Origin of the sequence: Paraburkholderia sp. 32 (assembly GCF_050435345.1) — a bacterium.
Classification (GTDB): Bacteria; Pseudomonadota; Gammaproteobacteria; order Burkholderiales; family Burkholderiaceae; genus Paraburkholderia; species Paraburkholderia tuberum.
In genome coordinates, this window is record NZ_JBNDKD010000001.1 from 564,917 (window position 1) to 581,266 (window position 16,350).

The window sequence follows — 16,350 nt, forward strand, 5'->3', positions numbered from 1 at the left end:
CGTCAGCGGGTCAGAACGAACGCGGCAGCCCGAGGATATGCTCGGCCACGTACGAGAGAATCAGATTGGTCGATATCGGCGCGACTTGATACAGACGCGTTTCACGAAACTTGCGCTCGACGTCGTACTCGCACGCGAAGCCGAAGCCGCCGTGAAATTGCAGGCACGCATTGGCCGCTTCCCACGACGCATCCGCCGCGAGCAGCTTCGCCATATTCGCCTGCGCACCGCACGGTTGACGTGCGTCGAAACGACGTGCCGCTTCGAAGCGCATCAGGCTCGCTGCCTCGACGTTGATGAACGAGCGCGCGATCGGAAACTGCACGCCCTGGTTCTGTCCGATCGGCCGGCCGAACACGACGCGCTCCTTCGCGTATTCGGTGACTTTATCGACAAACCAGTAACCGTCGCCGATGCATTCCGCGGCGATCAGCGTGCGCTCCGCGTTCAGGCCATCGAGAATGTATTTGAAGCCTTGCCCTTCCTCGCCGATCAGATTCTCGGCCGGAATTTCGAGGTTGTCGAAAAAGAGCTCGTTGGTCTCGTGATTGACCATGTTCAGAATCGGCTGCACGGTCAGGCCATGACCGATCGCCTCGCGCAGATCGACGATGAAGATCGACATGCCCTCTGATTTCCTCTTTACGTCCGCGAGCGAAGTGGTGCGTGCGAGCAGAATCATCAGGTCCGAGTGTTGCACGCGCGAGATCCACACCTTCTGACCGTTGATCACGTAACGGTCACCGCGCCGCTCTGCGGTCGTCTTGATCTTCGTCGTATCGGTGCCGGTGGTCGGCTCGGTCACGCCCATCGATTGCAAACGCAGGTCGCCGTTCGCGATCTTCGGCAGATACCTGCGCTTCTGTTCTTCCGAACCGTGCCGCAGCAGCGTGCCCATGTTGTACATCTGCCCGTGGCACGCGCCCGAGTTGCCGCCCGCGCGATTGATCTCTTCCATGATCACCGACGCTTCCGTGAGCCCGAGCCCCGAGCCGCCGAAGTCCTGCGGAATCAGCGCGGCGAGCCAGCCGGCCTTCGTCAGCGCGTCGACGAACTCTTCCGGATAGCCGCGCGCCTCGTCGATCTTGCGAAAGTACTCGCCGGAAAACTGCTGACACAGATCGCGCACGGCCTCGCGAATGTCCTGGAACGAATCGTGTTGCGTGGTTTGCATAGTCGAGTCTCGCGGAATTCAGGCGAGCGCGGCGGTCGCGCGCATGGTCAGATAACCTTCGTGATCTTTCGCCCACAGGTCGATGGTCTTGCCGTCGGCGGCGGGCTTGCCGCATACCGTGAACGGCTGGTCCGCGAACGTGGGGCGAAGCGCGCGAAACGCGAAGCTTTGCAGCGTCGCTTGCGGCAGTTCTCGGCGCACGAGATCGACCAGCAGCGTCGCGATCAGCGGGCCATGCACGACGAGGCCCGGATAGCCTTCGACCTGCGTGACATAAGGATGGTCGTAGTGAATGCGATGGCCGTTGAAAGTCAGCGCCGAGTAGCGCAACAGCATCACGGCATCGGCGTCGATCGTGCGGCGCCATGTTTCGTCTTCGGGCGCGGGCGCCGGCTGTTGCGGCCGCGCGCCCTCCTGCGGCGCGTCGCGATAGACGATGTCGTGCTCCTCTTCGAGCTTCAACTCGCCATCGACTTCGATCGTATGTTGCACGGTGACGAACACGAGGCGGCCCGAGCGGCCGGTCTTGTCCTCGATATTGGCGATCGTCGACGTGCGCCGCGCATGCTCGCCGATTTTCAGCGGCGCATGAAACGTGAGCCGGCCGCCAGCCCACATGCGGCGCGGCAGTGGCACGGGCGGCAGAAAACCGCCACGCTTCGGATGTCCGTCGGGGCCGACTTCGGAGAGCGGCGTGATCGGCAGAAAGTACAGCCAGTGCCACAACGGCGGCACGGTGTTACCGCTTTCCTCGCGATCGAGCGTGGCGGCAAGCGCCTTCAATGGAAACGCGGTGATGTCGTCTTCGGCCACCGCCTGCTTGTTGAGCCAATCGTCGAGTTTCTCTGGGGCAGCGGACATGACGGAGTCTCCAGATTCAGTGTGTTGGTCCTCGTTAGGGCCCACTATGACCGACGCGCTGCGTTCCGCGAAGTTCGATTTTCCGAAGCGGGCCTTTGTTTTTCGTTAAGACGTTGAGCCCAGCGAGCGGCGCTGACGATCTGTTGTCGGCGCGATCGGCGATTCGATGTGGCTTGACCTTAGTGCCGGGCCGCGACGGCACCCCTGCGCCTGTTCGCTCATTTGAGCCCGAGCCGTTTAGCCAGCCGATTCAGATTCGCCCGGTCCAGCCCCAGCTCGCGCGCGACCGCCGCCCAGTTCTGCCTGTTGCGGATCAGCGCTTCGAGAACGAGATTACGTTCGAACTCGGTGACCGCGCTGCGAAAGTCTTTCGTCTCGCTTTCCTCGCTCTGCGTGGCGATTTGATTGGCTTCATGATCTCGTGCGTCCGACAACGCGAAGTCCGCGGCCGTCAACGTCAGAATACGACGGCGCTCACGATTGGCCGCCAACGCTTTCAGCGCACTACGTCCGATCAGATGCTCCAGTTCGCGCACGTTGCCGGGCCATGAGTAGTGCAGCAATGCGGCCTGTGCGTCAGCCGCAAGACGCAGGCTCAGCAAACCGAGCCGGGAGCGATTGTCTTCGAGGAAGAAGCCCGCCAGCAGTAGCACGTCGCGGCCACGCTCGCGCAACGGCGGCACGCGTAGCGGATACACGCTGAGGCGATGATAGAGGTCGGCGCGAAAGCGGCCCGCGCGCACTTCTTCGGCGAGGTCGCGATTGGTTGCGGCGATGAGCCGCACGTCGACTCTGTGTTCGTGGTCCGAGCCGATGCGCTGCAACTGGCCGTTCTGCAGCACGCGCAACAGCTTTGCCTGCACGGCGAGGGGCAACTCACCGACTTCGTCGAGGAAAATGGTGCCGCCGTCCGCGAGTTCGAACTTGCCGCGTCGATCCGCCGAGGCTCCCGAAAACGCGCCGCGCACGTGCCCGAACAGTTCGCTCTCGACGAGCGTATCGGGCAACGCCGCGCAGTTCAGGCTGATCAGCGGCTTGTTCGCGCGCGGCGACAGCGCGTGGATCGCATTGGCGACAAGTTCCTTGCCGACGCCGGTCTCGCCGGTGACGAGCACGGTCAGATCGCTGGCGGCCACCACCTCGATCTCCTTGATCATGCGGCGATGCGCGTCGCTGCTGCCGATCAGCTCGCGCCGGCTCTCGCTGCTCGCCAGCCGATACGCTTCCGCGCGGCGCTGCGCCTCCTCGCCATTGCGCGCCAACGCGTCGATGCGTTCGACGACGCTCACGGTCGCGGCCGCGAGGCCGAGAAACGCCTGCAGCGAGGCCATGTCGAGTGTGTCGAAGCGCGCCGGGTCGAGTGCGTCGAGCGTGAGCAAGCCCCAAGGCTCGCCGCGGATGAACAGCGGGCACCCCAGACAGTCGTGCACTTCGAGGTGCCCGGGCGCCATGCCTTGCACGAGGCCATCGTAGGGATCGGGCAGATCGGAGTCGGCGGCGAAGCGCGTCGGCCCCGGCTGGGCCAGCAGCTCCTGAAAGCGCGGATGCTCGGCGACGCGAAAACGCCGCCCGAGCGTATCGCTGCTCAAGCCGTCGATGGCGAGCGGCACCAGCGTATCGCCTTCGAGGCGTAGCAGAGCGGCCGCGTCGCCCGGAAATAGCGAGCGCAGCGCGCTAAGCAGCCGCCGATAACGCTCGCGCTCGGACAGTTCTCGCGACAGGTCGAGAATCAGCGGGGTAAGAACATCGAGGACCGCCCCTGTAGTCAGATCGACTGCGGATTGAGTCTTTTCGACTAGGGTCGAATGAACCATCTTAATTGCCAGATCGTTGATCTAAATGCATTTTATACCTGGCACGAATCGTGGGTAGTAGAGGCAGTCTGCCGAAACCGGCTGTGACATTCGCTGATAGACAGACGCTCTCCCAGACTCTCACCAGGACTTAAAAACATGCTATCCGCCGAACACCGCGCCATCATCAAAGCAACCGTTCCGCTCCTGGAAAGCGGCGGCGAGGCGCTCACCACGCACTTCTACAATCTGATGCTCAGCGAGCATCCGGAAGTGCGCCCGATGTTCAATCAAGCCAATCAGGCAAGCGGCGCGCAACCGCGCGCGTTGGCCAACGGCGTGCTGATGTATGCGCGCCATATCGATCAGCTCGAGCAGTTGGGCGGGCTAGTCGCGCAGATCATCAACAAGCACGTGTCGCTGAACGTGCAGCCTGAGCACTATCCGATCGTCGGCAAGTGTCTGCTGCGCGCGATTCGCGAAGTACTCGGCGCGGAGGTCGCAACCGACGCCGTGATCGAAGCGTGGGCCGCCGCGTATCAACAACTCGCCGATCTGCTGATCGGCCTCGAAGGGAAGATCTACGCCGAAAGCGCAGCAGCGCCCGGCGGCTGGCGCGGCACGCGGTTGTTCCGCGTCGCGCGCAAAATGCGTGAAAGCGACGAGATCACGTCGTTCTATCTGCGTCCCGATGACGGCGGCGAATTGCTCGCGTTTCAGCCGGGTCAGTACATTGGCGTGCGTCTGGTGATCGACGGCGAAGAAGTGCGTCGCAACTATTCGCTGTCCGCAATGAGCGATGGCCGCGAATATCGCATCAGCGTGAAGCGTGAACCGAATGGCACCGTGTCGAAGTATCTGCACGAGCAGATCAAGGAAAACGACTCGCTCGATCTGTTCGCGCCGTCCGGCGAATTTACGCTGCAACCTGGCGACAAGCCGTTGGTGCTGATCAGCGGCGGTGTTGGCATTACGCCGACGATGGCGATGCTGGAGGCCGCGCTGAAGAACAATCGTACGGTGCATTTCATTCACGCGGCCCGTCATGGTGGCGTGCATGCATTCCGCGGCGCAATCGATGCATTGGCCGCACGCCATCCGCAACTGAAGCGCTTCTATTGCTACGAGGAGCGCCGTGATGGCGATGCCGAAGCGCACGCGCTCGGTTACGTCGACGAAGCGAATCTGAAAAAGTGGTTGCCGGAAACGCGCGATGTCGACGTGTATTTCCTCGGGCCCGTCGCGTTCATGAAGGCGATCAAGAAAGGGCTGAAGGCGAGCGGCGTGCCGGAATCGCAGAGCCGTTATGAGTTCTTTGGGCCGGCTGCCGCGCTCGAATAACGCACTCGAGTAATCGACGAGTACTTGCCCTCTTTGAATCGCTGCGAAGCGTATTCGAAGACGGGCAGTTCGGGCTTCGATCACGCCGGCGGGTTTGGCCTCGTAAAAAGCGGGCCAAATCTGCCGCGCCTTCTAGCGCTCCCTCCTGCGGCGAAACGCCCACCAGCCCGTCAGCCCGGTAAAGCCGGCGACCAGCACCACCATCAGCCAGAAGCCATGCTTGTTCTCGGCGAGCGGAATGCCGCCGACGTTCATGCCGAAGAAACCGGCGACGATATTGATCGGCATCACCAGCACCGTGACTAGCGTCAGCGTAAATAGCGTCCGGTTGTTCTGCTCCTCGAGGCGCGAGGTGATTTCTTCCTGCAACAATCTGACCCGCTCGATCAATCCCGCTACGTCCGAAATCACGACCGAGAACTCCTCCGTCGATTCACGCAGATCTTGCACGTCTTCCGCATGAAGCCAGCGAGGCGGCCTCGCCAGCAAGCGGAAAATCGCGCCCGGTTCGGGTGCCAGCATGCGTTGCAGGCGTGTCAGCGTGCGACGCATCGCGCCGAGGTCCAGGCGGTTTTGCGTCGGCCGTTGCGACAGAAAGCGATCCTCGATTCGATCGACGTCGGCACTGGTTCGGCGGACGATCTGCACGAGCAGGTCGGCCTGGTCGCGCATCAGATGAACTAGCAGTTCGGCAGGTGACCTGAATATTTCACCTTCGCGCACCGACGCGCGCAAACGGTCGACCGAGCGCAGCGGCTTCAGCCGCGCCGTCACGATGAGCCGCTTATGTGCGTAGATCCACAGCGTCGCGATTTCTGACGGGATGAATTCGAGGTTGAACATGACGTCGTTGACGACCGCGCGCAGTGCGCCGTCCGCATGCTCGATCCGCGTCGAATGCGAGCCTTCGCGCAAGGCGTCGAAAAAGGTTTCGGGCAGATCGAGTTGTGACCGCATCCAGCGCTCGCTCGCGCTATGCGCGAGATTGAAGTGAAGCCATAGAAACTCGCCAGCGTCCGTCGCGCTAGTGCCGGCATCGTCCTCGCGCTCGCGGTACCAGTCGATGACTTCGTCCGCGTCGATCGGCCGCCCGGCGAGCGTCGGCGAAAACCGGAAACCGCAGACCATACCCGACGAATCCGCGCCGTAGGTTTGCATTGCCAGATCTGATTTCATAGCTCGTTCGATGCCAGCGCTTCCGAAAGGAATACGTGAGCATAGCGCGAACAATTGAAAGAGAGTTGACGCGCGCACTTTCCGGCGTCGTATTGTCGAATTGTGGCGGCTGGATTGTCTCCGAAACGTCATCTCTGCCGATGACGGCCGCGTAAACGCAGAAACCCCACCGCGGCGGGTGGGGTTTCTGACTGGAGGGGAGCCTGACGATTACCTACTTTCACACGGGCAATCCGCACTATCATCGGCGTGGAGTCGTTTCACGGTCCTGTTCGGGATGGGAAGGGGTGGGACCGACTCGCTATGGTCATCAGGCATGACGGGTTGCTGCGTCGCAGGGCTGGAGTCAACCGGTTGCGCCACAGCCAATCGGGAAGAAGCGTAAAGGATTCGGGTGTGGGGGGGTTGTGTTGTTTCTGGCACAACACTGAATCCCAACCGTGCGTTTCTGTGAGCTCCCGCGGGAGTTCACACCAATCCCCTTCGGGGATCGGACCCGCGTAAGTGCTGAAGCACTACCGCGGGTCGAGACACACCTGTTATAGGATCAAGCCTTACGGGCAATTAGTATCAGTTAGCTCAGTACATTACTGTACGTGCACACCTGACCTATCAACGTCCTGGTCTTGAACGACCCTTCAAGGGGCTCGAAGCCCCGGGGATATCTCATCTTAAGGCGAGTTTCCCGCTTAGATGCTTTCAGCGGTTATCTCTTCCGAACATAGCTACCCGGCGATGCCACTGGCGTGACAACCGGTACACCAGAGGTTCGTCCACTCCGGTCCTCTCGTACTAGGAGCAGCCCCCTTCAAATATCCAGCGCCCACGGCAGATAGGGACCAAACTGTCTCACGACGTTTTAAACCCAGCTCACGTACCTCTTTAAATGGCGAACAGCCATACCCTTGGGACCGGCTACAGCCCCAGGATGAGATGAGCCGACATCGAGGTGCCAAACACCGCCGTCGATATGAACTCTTGGGCGGTATCAGCCTGTTATCCCCAGAGTACCTTTTATCCGTTGAGCGATGGCCCTTCCATACAGAACCACCGGATCACTATGACCTGCTTTCGCACCTGTTCGACTTGTCAGTCTCACAGTCAAGCACGCTTATGCCATTGCACTATCAGCACGATTTCCGACCGTACCTAGCGTACCTTCGTACTCCTCCGTTACACTTTGGGAGGAGACCGCCCCAGTCAAACTGCCTACCATGCACTGTCCCCGACCCGGATCACGGGCCAAGGTTAGAACCTCAAACAGATCAGGGTGGTATTTCAAGGACGGCTCCATTGAGACTGGCGTCCCAACTTCATAGCCTCCCACCTATCCTACACAGACCGGTTCAAAGTCCAATGCAAAGCTGCAGTAAAGGTTCATGGGGTCTTTCCGTCTAGCCGCGGGGAGATTGCATCATCACAAACACTTCAACTTCGCTGAGTCTCGGGAGGAGACAGTGTGGCCATCGTTACGCCATTCGTGCAGGTCGGAACTTACCCGACAAGGAATTTCGCTACCTTAGGACCGTTATAGTTACGGCCGCCGTTTACCGGGACTTCAATCAGGAGCTTGCACCCCATCATTTAATCTTCCGGCACCGGGCAGGCGTCACACCCTATACGTCCACTTTCGTGTTTGCAGAGTGCTGTGTTTTTATTAAACAGTCGCAGCCACCAGTTTATTGCAACCCTTTCACCCTTCTGGCGCAGGCCAGTCAGGCTATGAGGGCGTACCTTATCCCGAAGTTACGGTACCAATTTGCCGAGTTCCTTCTCCCGAGTTCTCTCAAGCGCCTTAGAATACTCATCTCGCCCACCTGTGTCGGTTTGCGGTACGGTCACTGTGAAACTGAAGCTTAGAGGCTTTTCCTGGAACCCCTTCCAGTTGCTTCGCCACCGAAGTGGCTCGCCTCGCACCCTTGAATTCTGCGCCCGGATTTGCCAAAGCGCCTTCTCCAATGCAAGGACCGGGACTTCCAACACCCGGACAACCTTCCGCGATCCGTCCCCCCATCGCATTTCACAATGGTGCAGAAATATTAATCTGCTTCCCATCAGCTACGCATTTCTGCCTCGCCTTAGGGGCCGACTCACCCTACGCCGATGAACGTTGCGTAGGAAACCTTGGGCTTACGGCGAGGGGGCCTTTCACCCCCTTTATCGCTACTCATGTCAGCATTCGCACTTCCGATACCTCCAGCACACTTTCCAGTGCACCTTCGCAGGCTTACGGAACGCTCTCCTACCATGCACATTACTGTGCATCCGCAGCTTCGGTATATGGCTTAGCCCCGTTACATCTTCCGCGCAGGACGACTCGATCAGTGAGCTATTACGCTTTCTTTAAAGGGTGGCTGCTTCTAAGCCAACCTCCTGACTGTTTTAGCCTTCCCACTTCGTTTCCCACTTAGCCATATTTGGGGACCTTAGCTGGCGGTCTGGGTTGTTTCCCTCTTGACACCGGACGTTAGCACCCGATGTCTGTCTCCCGTGATTGCACTCTTCGGTATTCGGAGTTTGCTATGGCGTAGTAATCCGCAATGGACCCCACAACCATGACAGTGCTCTACCCCCGAAGGTGAGACACGAGGCACTACCTAAATAGTTTTCGGAGAGAACCAGCTATTTCCAGGTTTGTTTAGCCTTTCACCCCTATCCACAGCTCATCCCCTAACTTTTCAACGTTAGTGGGTTCGGTCCTCCAGCACGTGTTACCGTGCCTTCAACCTGGCCATGGATAGATCACCTGGTTTCGGGTCTACACCCAGCGACTGGACGCCCTGTTCGGACTCGCTTTCGCTACGCCTGCCCTAATCGGTTAAGCTCGCCACTGAATGTAAGTCGCTGACCCATTATACAAAAGGTACGCCGTCACCCCTTCGCAGAGGCTCCGACTGTTTGTATGCATGCGGTTTCAGGATCTGTTTCACTCCCCTCCCGGGGTTCTTTTCGCCTTTCCCTCACGGTACTGGTTCACTATCGGTCGATCACGAGTATTTAGCCTTGGAGGATGGTCCCCCCATCTTCAGACAGGATTTCACGTGTCCCGCCCTACTTCTCGTACACCCAGTTCTTCCATGCTGTTTTCGTCTACAGGGCTATCACCTGCTATGGCCGCACTTTCCAGAGCGTTCGACTAACAATACAGATAACGTGTACCGGCTGATCCCATTTCGCTCGCCACTACTCTGGGAATCTCGGTTGATTTCTTTTCCTGCGGTTACTTAGATGTTTCAGTTCACCGCGTTCGCCTCACGCAGCCTATGGATTCAGCTACGGATACTCCATTAGGAGTGGGTTTCCCCATTCGGACATCTCCGGATCAATGCTCGTTTGCCAGCTCCCCGGAGCTTTTCGCAGGCTACCGCGTCCTTCATCGCCTGTGATCGCCAAGGCATCCACCACATGCACTTGTTCGCTTGACCCTATAACGGGTGTGTCTCTGTGTCGACCCACGTTAGCGCTTTAGCGCTTACGTGAGTCCCATCCCCGGAGGGGATAGACGCACTCGCTACAGGTTGAGTATTCGTGTTGCGCCGTATTCCAAAGCGATCTCTCGATCACCTTTAAAATACATCGATACAATCACAACCCTGATTCACCTACTCACACACCCATCTCCAGGTATGCTTTCGTGAATCTCTTTACTACTTCTTCCTGATTGTTAAAGAACGGCAGCCGGTATGAAGCCTGTGCCTCATACCGCTCTGACTGGCTCAATCGCCAATGCGCAACGCTCTGCCTTCATGCAGAACCCTGCGCATTGAGGATTGGTGGAGGATGACGGGATCGAACCGACGACCCCCTGCTTGCAAAGCAGGTGCTCTCCCAGCTGAGCTAATCCCCCAGTCCCACAGATACTCCAGCGGCCCCAGCCCTTCAGCTCACCAGACAAGACACTGGTGGGTCTGGATGGATTCGAACCATCGACCCCCGCCTTATCAAGACGGTGCTCTAACCGGCTGAGCTACAGACCCCTGAGCCTGTCTGCGTTTCTTCTAACCACAGCCGATAAGCGTGAGCACTTGAGTGCAATGAATGCACAGCTCTGGAAAGGAGGTGATCCAGCCGCACCTTCCGATACGGCTACCTTGTTACGACTTCACCCCAGTCATGAATCCTACCGTGGTGACCGTCCTCCTTGCGGTTAGACTAGCCACTTCTGGTAAAACCCACTCCCATGGTGTGACGGGCGGTGTGTACAAGACCCGGGAACGTATTCACCGCGGCATGCTGATCCGCGATTACTAGCGATTCCAGCTTCACGCACCCGAGTTGCAGAGTGCGATCCGGACTACGATCGGTTTTCTGGGATTGGCTCCACCTCGCGGCTTGGCAACCCTCTGTTCCGACCATTGTATGACGTGTGAAGCCCTACCCATAAGGGCCATGAGGACTTGACGTCATCCCCACCTTCCTCCGGTTTGTCACCGGCAGTCTCCCTGGAGTGCTCTTGCGTAGCAACTAGGGACAAGGGTTGCGCTCGTTGCGGGACTTAACCCAACATCTCACGACACGAGCTGACGACAGCCATGCAGCACCTGTGTTATGGCTCCCTTTCGGGCACTCCCGCCTCTCGGCAGGATTCCATACATGTCAAGGGTAGGTAAGGTTTTTCGCGTTGCATCGAATTAATCCACATCATCCACCGCTTGTGCGGGTCCCCGTCAATTCCTTTGAGTTTTAATCTTGCGACCGTACTCCCCAGGCGGTCAACTTCACGCGTTAGCTACGTTACCAAGCCAATGAAGGCCCGACAACCAGTTGACATCGTTTAGGGCGTGGACTACCAGGGTATCTAATCCTGTTTGCTCCCCACGCTTTCGTGCATGAGCGTCAGTATTGGCCCAGGGGGCTGCCTTCGCCATCGGTGTTCCTCCACATCTCTACGCATTTCACTGCTACACGTGGAATTCCACCCCCCTCTGCCATACTCCAGCGCTGCAGTCACCAATGCAGTTCCCAGGTTAAGCCCGGGGATTTCACATCGGTCTTACAGCACCGCCTGCGCACGCTTTACGCCCAGTAATTCCGATTAACGCTCGCACCCTACGTATTACCGCGGCTGCTGGCACGTAGTTAGCCGGTGCTTATTCTTCCGGTACCGTCATCCCTCACGGATATTAGCCACGAGGTTTTCTTTCCGGACAAAAGTGCTTTACAACCCGAAGGCCTTCTTCACACACGCGGCATTGCTGGATCAGGCTTGCGCCCATTGTCCAAAATTCCCCACTGCTGCCTCCCGTAGGAGTCTGGGCCGTGTCTCAGTCCCAGTGTGGCTGGTCGTCCTCTCAGACCAGCTACAGATCGTCGGCTTGGTAGGCCTTTACCCCACCAACTACCTAATCTGCCATCGGCCGCCCCTTGAGCGCGAGGTCCCGAAAGATCCCCCGCTTTCCTCTCCCGAGCGTATGCGGTATTAATCCGGCTTTCGCCGGGCTATCCCCCACTCCAGGACACGTTCCGATGTATTACTCACCCGTTCGCCACTCGCCACCAGACCGGAGTCCGTGCTGCCGTTCGACTTGCATGTGTAAGGCATGCCGCCAGCGTTCAATCTGAGCCAGGATCAAACTCTTCAGTTCAAACCTGTTACTGTGTTCGGGTTCTCTCGAACCCGGTCGCTCACTCAACGTACTGACGATGATTGATCCGTCTTTCGACAGACAAACCTTCCTCTAATACTGTGTGAGGCTTCTGATACTTCTGCCTGACAGCAGATTCCGGAGAATCCGCCGCCGCATTCCGCATCAAGCGCCCACACTTATCGACTGTTAGTTTTTAAAGATCGGTCCGCCAAACCCGCCGCGCCTGAACCACCACTACCCGGCACTGCTTCGTTTGCGTCGCTGCGTCTGCAGCAGAGAAGCGAGATTATGGAGAGCGGTCAACAACACGTCAATACCCTTCTCACAATTTATTTTAAAAAGTTGAAGAGCTTAAAAAATGAGCAGCGCCGCGTGCAACCTGAATTAGTTAGGCTTCCAATTGAATTCTCCGGAGCGCCGCGGCGAAAGGGAGAGATGAGTGGAGTTGCGAAAAGCCGTTAAGCAGCTTTTCCACAGAAAATGTTCGCAAGGCTGTGGATAACCACTCCACAACCGCGCCAAGTGCTTGATCCAAAACCATTCTCGCGCGTTGCGCGCGAGAATGGCCGCTTGCGCGGCCGCGTGTCACCGTCACAATCAGGCGGACTTCATCGTCACCCGCGCATTCGTACGCATAAAAGCGCTGCGCTCGACCATCGCGCCAAACAGCAGCCCGATCGTCGTCCACATGACCACCTGCATGCCGATCGCCGCGACGCGGAACTTCCACAGCAGCACAGCCGGGAACGCGGCCGGCACTTCATTGATGACCGGCATCGACAGTTGCACGGCCGCGATGACCACGACGAACAAGAGCCCCGCGACGATCGAACCGTTCCACGCACCCAGCTTCGCCGCCGCGCGACGCCGCACCTTCAGCGAAAACACCATCGTCGCGAGCGAAATCGCGATCATCAGAAAGAACAGGCCCGTGCGCGTGCCGATCGTCTCCGGATCACCGACCGACGGCGGATTGGCCGGATACTTGATATTCGGCACGATCACGAGCGTGATGAACGCGCCAAGCGCGAGCCACGCGGACAGCGCGCGCACGCTCAACGTACCCGCGCGTCCATACGCATACGCAAACACCAGCGAGAACAGACCGCCAAATGCCGCGCCATACGTGACCACGCCAGTCAACAGGCCGAGGCCAGCCTGCGTACGACGGCTCACGATTTCGGGCTCGCGCGCCTCGCCGCGCGCGGCGGCCGCTTTTTCTTCGAATGAAATGGCCTGATCGACCTGTGGTTCGCCGACGATTCGCGCGAACGCGAACGTGAGCAAGCCCGCGACGATGCCCGCGAGCATCCCGCGCACCAACAATTTACCTACCATGTCGAACTCCGTTAGTGGCAGGGAAAGCCGAGCAGATGGCGGCCGTCGTGCACGAACTCATGCACGTACATGCCGGGCACGAGCGACGTCGCGCCCTGTTCCGCACCAACGAAGTAAAGCGCGAGCAACAGCAGCAAGCCGCCGAACACGACCCATGGCAGCAGTTCGCGCAAAGGAATGGGAGTGGGCTGGGCCGCCGGTTGCGCGGCGCGATCGAGAACAGCTTCGGTCATGATGGACATCTCCTGGGGTGACGCGCCCCGAAAGTCGATTGCAGAGGAATGGTGCGAAGCTCGGGTCTGGCTTTCGGCTCTTGTGGATTGCAATGCCGATTACAGTGGCGCGACCGCGCCGGGCTCTCACCGGCTTCCGTGCTTCGCAGTGTCGGTATTCTACCCGCTAAACTGCGGCTTTCGTGACGGCGAGGGCTACCTCGCAACGCGCGCCGCGAGCCGCGCGCCGCGCGCCGATGAAACCACGCAGGCAAGTACGAATGAGGCGCCAAGGCAAAGAATGGATACGCGACTATTACTGGTGAGCCACGCGGCAACGGCCGCGCAGCGCGCGGGCCGCTTCCCTGCCGACGATCCGCTCGACGCGCGCGGTCGCGTCGAAGCCGAAGCGGCGCGACCGCGTCTCGCGCTTCCCGCCGACGGCGCGGTGTTCACCAGCCCCGCCGCCAGCGCGCGCGAAACGGCCGCCGCGCTCGGTCTGAGCGCCACGCCTGCCGACGCATTGGCGGATATCGACTATGGCGAATGGCGCGGCCAGCGCCTCGCGGCCATTGCCGACGCAACGCCCCGCGAACTCGCCGCCTGGACACGCGAGCCCGACGCCGCGCCGCCCGGCGGCGAATCGTTCGGTCAACTCGTGCAGCGGGTTGGAGAGTGGCTCGACGCGCAGCAGGCAGACGTGCGTTCATGCAATGCCGTCAACGAAGCAAGCTTCGCGGCCTCTGCGCAAGGTCGAACCATCGTCGCAGTCACCCACGCGACTCTGCTGCGAGCGGCAATCGTGCACGCCCTCGGCGCATCGCCAACCGTGTTCTGTCGCATCGAGATCGCGCCGCTGTCGGTCGTCGAATTACGCCACTCGCGACGCGGCTGGTCGTGGTGGCCGGCCGCCAGCGCCTGAACGGCACCGCCGCTTACCTGCCCGACACCACGAGCCGCAACCGGTTGGACCCCTCGGGCGTCAGGGTGATTTCGGTGCGTCGATCCTTCGCGCCGAGATAAAAGTGCTGACGTCCCGGCGAATTCTGATCGTGCGTTGCATCGGGCAGGCACGACGCGACGTCGGCCGCGACCGCTTCCAATGCATCCGCGTTCGAGCCCGCCGCCTGATGCGGCGTCCACGTGCACTGGAAACTTCGATGCGCGGCCGAACATTGCGCGTCATCGCCATAAGGTTGCGCTACGCCTTTGCCGTCGTCGGGTGTCAGCGAGGCGAAGCCGTCCGGCGCCGCGGCCACGATCCGTTTGAGCGCACCGCAAGGTCTGGGGCTATCGTCGGCGGATGCACTGACCGGCAGCAGCGCAACGAGCGATGCCGCGGTAAGCGCGATAGCGGAAAGTCGATAGCTTTTCATGGTGTGCGTGAAGCTTCCAAAGTGCTGCTGAAGAAAAACTCGCAGCGAGCCACCTTTAACAGCACGCTTCATGCCCATGCGCGTGAGGCCCGAGCACGCAGGCAATGCACGACGGCACACAAATTGCATAGCGCCATACCGGCCGCGACATCGCGCCCGTTTCGATCAAAGCCACTGCCGACGTCATTTCAACCATCATGTCGACCACTACCGCCGCCCCTACCCCCGCCCGCATATCGTCGGGCATCGAAGGCATCGACGACATTCTCGGCGGTGGTCTTACGCCGAACCGCATGTACCTCGTGGAGGGCGTGCCAGGCACGGGTAAGACCACCCTCGCGTTGCAATTCTTACTCAAGGGCCTGCACGAAGGGCAGACCGGCCTTTATATCGCGCTGTCCGAAACCCGTGCTGAACTGCTCGCGATCGGCGCGAGCCATGGCTGGGATCTGAGCCGTTTCACGATACTGGAGCAACTGCCCGAAGTTGGGCTCGAACCGCAATACGAACAGACCGTGCTGCACCCGGCCGAAGTCGAACTCGGCGAAAGCGTGCGCAACGTGATCGAGCACGTCGACGAACTGAAGCCGGCGCGCGTCGTCCTGGACAGCCTGTCCGCCCATTGAATCGCGGCGCACCGCACACCCAACGATTCTGTAAGCCCAGCTCCTGGCCACCGATTTAATGCCGCTGTCGCATTCGCGCCGCAGACTCCTCCGGTTCGGCCACGATTTCCAATTCAATAGTTTGCTAACGAATATTTTGGAAATACAATACCGGCCATGTCGAATCTCGATGCCCTGCGCCGCACCGTCAGCAGCACGCTGGTCGTCGCCGCCAGAAAGTGGCGGCGCACGAGTCATGGTGTGCTCGCGGCCTTCAACGTATCCGAAGCGTGCGCGACGCCGCTGCTGACCGCGAGCCGGCTCGGCTCGGCGGTGCGTCAGGTCACGCTCGCCGATCACATCGGCATCGAGGGGCCGTCCCTCGTGCGGCTGCTCGACCAGTTGTGCGCGGCCGGCCTGATGCGCCGCGACGAAGATCCCGAAGACCGCCGCGCGAAGACCGTCGTACTGACCGACGAAGGCCGCGCCGTCACCGCGAAGATGGAAGAGGAGCTGGTCACGTTGCGCGCGCAGGCGCTCAAAGGCGTATCGCGCGACGATCTCGAAGCCGCCCTGCGCGTGCTCGGCGCATTCACGGCCGATGCCGCCGGACGCGCCGAACCGGGAAGCGTCGAGCGCGACACGCGTCACGAACGCGCGCAGCCGGTGCGCCCGGAATCGGTCAGGCACGAGGCGACGAAGCGCACCTCGTCGGCGAAGCGCGAGCCCGCCAAAGGCGAGGCGCTTGCCAGCAAGGTCAAACGGACGAGCGGCAAAAGCGCTGCCAAAACGGCCGGCAAATCGCGCGGCACCGCCAAGGCGCGCAAGTCCACCAAGAGCCGCGCGCGAGCCACCGTGCCGCACAACGCCGATTCCGCGTAACGGT

10 protein-coding genes, 2 tRNA genes, 3 rRNA genes and 1 pseudogene are annotated in these 16,350 nt (G+C 60.2%); 4 read left to right on the top strand and 12 right to left on the bottom strand.

All coding sequences use genetic code 11. The annotated features are described in order from the left end of the window. Nucleotides 1-10: 10 nt before the first annotated feature. From OKW26_RS02670 to norR, 3 genes are all read right to left on the bottom strand, one after another. The gene (locus OKW26_RS02670; RefSeq protein ID WP_429352609.1) at nt 11-1,174 is read right to left on the bottom strand and encodes an acyl-CoA dehydrogenase family protein; all 1,164 of its coding nucleotides are present in this window, start codon (nt 1,172-1,174) and stop codon (nt 11-13) included. 18 nt (nt 1,175-1,192) lie between these two features. Beyond that, nucleotides 1,193-2,035 carry an FAS1-like dehydratase domain-containing protein gene (locus tag OKW26_RS02675; RefSeq protein WP_429352610.1) on the bottom strand — a complete coding sequence of 281 codons (843 nt, stop codon included), beginning with the start codon at nt 2,033-2,035 and terminating at the stop codon, nt 1,193-1,195. A 218-nt stretch (nt 2,036-2,253) separates the two neighbouring features. After that, on the bottom strand, nt 2,254-3,849 hold the full coding sequence (norR, locus tag OKW26_RS02680; protein ID WP_429352611.1) for a nitric oxide reductase transcriptional regulator NorR: 1,596 nt from the start codon (nt 3,847-3,849) through the stop codon (nt 2,254-2,256). A gap of 138 nt (nt 3,850-3,987) precedes the next feature. On the opposite strand from norR, the gene hmpA reads away from it, so the two are divergent. Beyond that, complete coding sequence (hmpA, locus tag OKW26_RS02685) at nt 3,988-5,169, top strand: NO-inducible flavohemoprotein (RefSeq protein ID WP_429352612.1); 1,182 nt, start codon at nt 3,988-3,990, stop codon at nt 5,167-5,169. A 132-nt stretch (nt 5,170-5,301) separates the two neighbouring features. Here the strand turns inward: hmpA and OKW26_RS02690 are convergent, their stop codons facing one another. The 8 genes from OKW26_RS02690 to OKW26_RS02725 form a co-directional block, all read right to left on the bottom strand. Next, nucleotides 5,302-6,345 (bottom strand): transporter, encoded by a 1,044-nt coding sequence (locus OKW26_RS02690; RefSeq protein WP_429352613.1) that lies wholly within the window; start codon nt 6,343-6,345, stop codon nt 5,302-5,304. A 201-nt stretch (nt 6,346-6,546) separates the two neighbouring features. After that, nucleotides 6,547-6,660 (bottom strand): 5S ribosomal RNA (gene rrf / locus OKW26_RS02695). A gap of 228 nt (nt 6,661-6,888) precedes the next feature. After that, nucleotides 6,889-9,770: ribosomal RNA gene (locus tag OKW26_RS02700) — 23S ribosomal RNA — on the bottom strand. A 346-nt stretch (nt 9,771-10,116) separates the two neighbouring features. Beyond that, nucleotides 10,117-10,192, bottom strand: a tRNA-Ala gene (locus tag OKW26_RS02705). Nucleotides 10,193-10,245: 53 nt separating this feature from the next. Then, nucleotides 10,246-10,322 (bottom strand) — tRNA-Ile (locus OKW26_RS02710). A 75-nt stretch (nt 10,323-10,397) separates the two neighbouring features. Further along, a 16S ribosomal RNA gene (locus tag OKW26_RS02715) occupies nt 10,398-11,930 on the bottom strand. Together the 16S, 23S and 5S rRNA genes with 2 tRNA genes alongside form the textbook arrangement of a ribosomal RNA operon. 600 nt (nt 11,931-12,530) lie before the next feature. After that, nucleotides 12,531-13,271 (bottom strand): CbtA family protein, encoded by a 741-nt coding sequence (locus tag OKW26_RS02720; RefSeq protein WP_429352614.1) that lies wholly within the window; start codon nt 13,269-13,271, stop codon nt 12,531-12,533. 11 nt (nt 13,272-13,282) lie between these two features. Beyond that, nucleotides 13,283-13,504, bottom strand: a complete 222-nt coding sequence (locus OKW26_RS02725) for a CbtB domain-containing protein (protein ID WP_184011521.1) — start codon at nt 13,502-13,504, stop codon at nt 13,283-13,285. Nucleotides 13,505-13,784: 280 nt separating this feature from the next. Here OKW26_RS02725 and OKW26_RS02730 point away from each other — a divergent pair, with 280 nt between their 5' ends. Next, nucleotides 13,785-14,405: a histidine phosphatase family protein gene (locus OKW26_RS02730; protein ID WP_429352615.1), complete on the top strand. Its 621-nt coding sequence runs from the start codon at nt 13,785-13,787 to the stop codon at nt 14,403-14,405. Nucleotides 14,406-14,418: 13 nt separating this feature from the next. Here the strand turns inward: OKW26_RS02730 and OKW26_RS02735 are convergent, their stop codons facing one another. Then, on the bottom strand, nt 14,419-14,859 hold the full coding sequence (locus OKW26_RS02735; protein ID WP_429352616.1) for a hypothetical protein: 441 nt from the start codon (nt 14,857-14,859) through the stop codon (nt 14,419-14,421). Nucleotides 14,860-15,056: 197 nt separating this feature from the next. On the opposite strand from OKW26_RS02735, the pseudogene OKW26_RS02740 reads away from it, so the two are divergent. Together OKW26_RS02740 and OKW26_RS02745 are read left to right on the top strand one after the other, a co-directional pair. Then, nucleotides 15,057-15,476: pseudogene (locus OKW26_RS02740) on the top strand (ATPase domain-containing protein); the annotation flags it as partial. A gap of 165 nt (nt 15,477-15,641) precedes the next feature. Next, the gene (locus tag OKW26_RS02745; RefSeq protein ID WP_429352617.1) at nt 15,642-16,346 is read left to right on the top strand and encodes a MarR family winged helix-turn-helix transcriptional regulator; all 705 of its coding nucleotides are present in this window, start codon (nt 15,642-15,644) and stop codon (nt 16,344-16,346) included. Nucleotides 16,347-16,350 lie beyond the last annotated feature (4 nt).

Coding starts and splice junctions, on each gene's coding strand:
- OKW26_RS02670 (WP_429352609.1), bottom strand. CDS start 1,174: ATGCAAACCACGCAACACGATTCGTTCCAGGACATTCGCGAGGCCGTG.
- OKW26_RS02675 (WP_429352610.1), bottom strand. CDS start 2,035: ATGTCCGCTGCCCCAGAGAAACTCGACGATTGGCTCAACAAGCAGGCG.
- norR (WP_429352611.1), bottom strand. CDS start 3,849: ATGGTTCATTCGACCCTAGTCGAAAAGACTCAATCCGCAGTCGATCTG.
- hmpA (WP_429352612.1), top strand. CDS start 3,988: ATGCTATCCGCCGAACACCGCGCCATCATCAAAGCAACCGTTCCGCTC.
- OKW26_RS02690 (WP_429352613.1), bottom strand. CDS start 6,345: ATGAAATCAGATCTGGCAATGCAAACCTACGGCGCGGATTCGTCGGGT.
- OKW26_RS02720 (WP_429352614.1), bottom strand. CDS start 13,271: ATGGTAGGTAAATTGTTGGTGCGCGGGATGCTCGCGGGCATCGTCGCG.
- OKW26_RS02725 (WP_184011521.1), bottom strand. CDS start 13,504: ATGACCGAAGCTGTTCTCGATCGCGCCGCGCAACCGGCGGCCCAGCCC.
- OKW26_RS02730 (WP_429352615.1), top strand. CDS start 13,785: ATGGATACGCGACTATTACTGGTGAGCCACGCGGCAACGGCCGCGCAG.
- OKW26_RS02735 (WP_429352616.1), bottom strand. CDS start 14,859: ATGAAAAGCTATCGACTTTCCGCTATCGCGCTTACCGCGGCATCGCTC.
- OKW26_RS02745 (WP_429352617.1), top strand. CDS start 15,642: ATGTCGAATCTCGATGCCCTGCGCCGCACCGTCAGCAGCACGCTGGTC.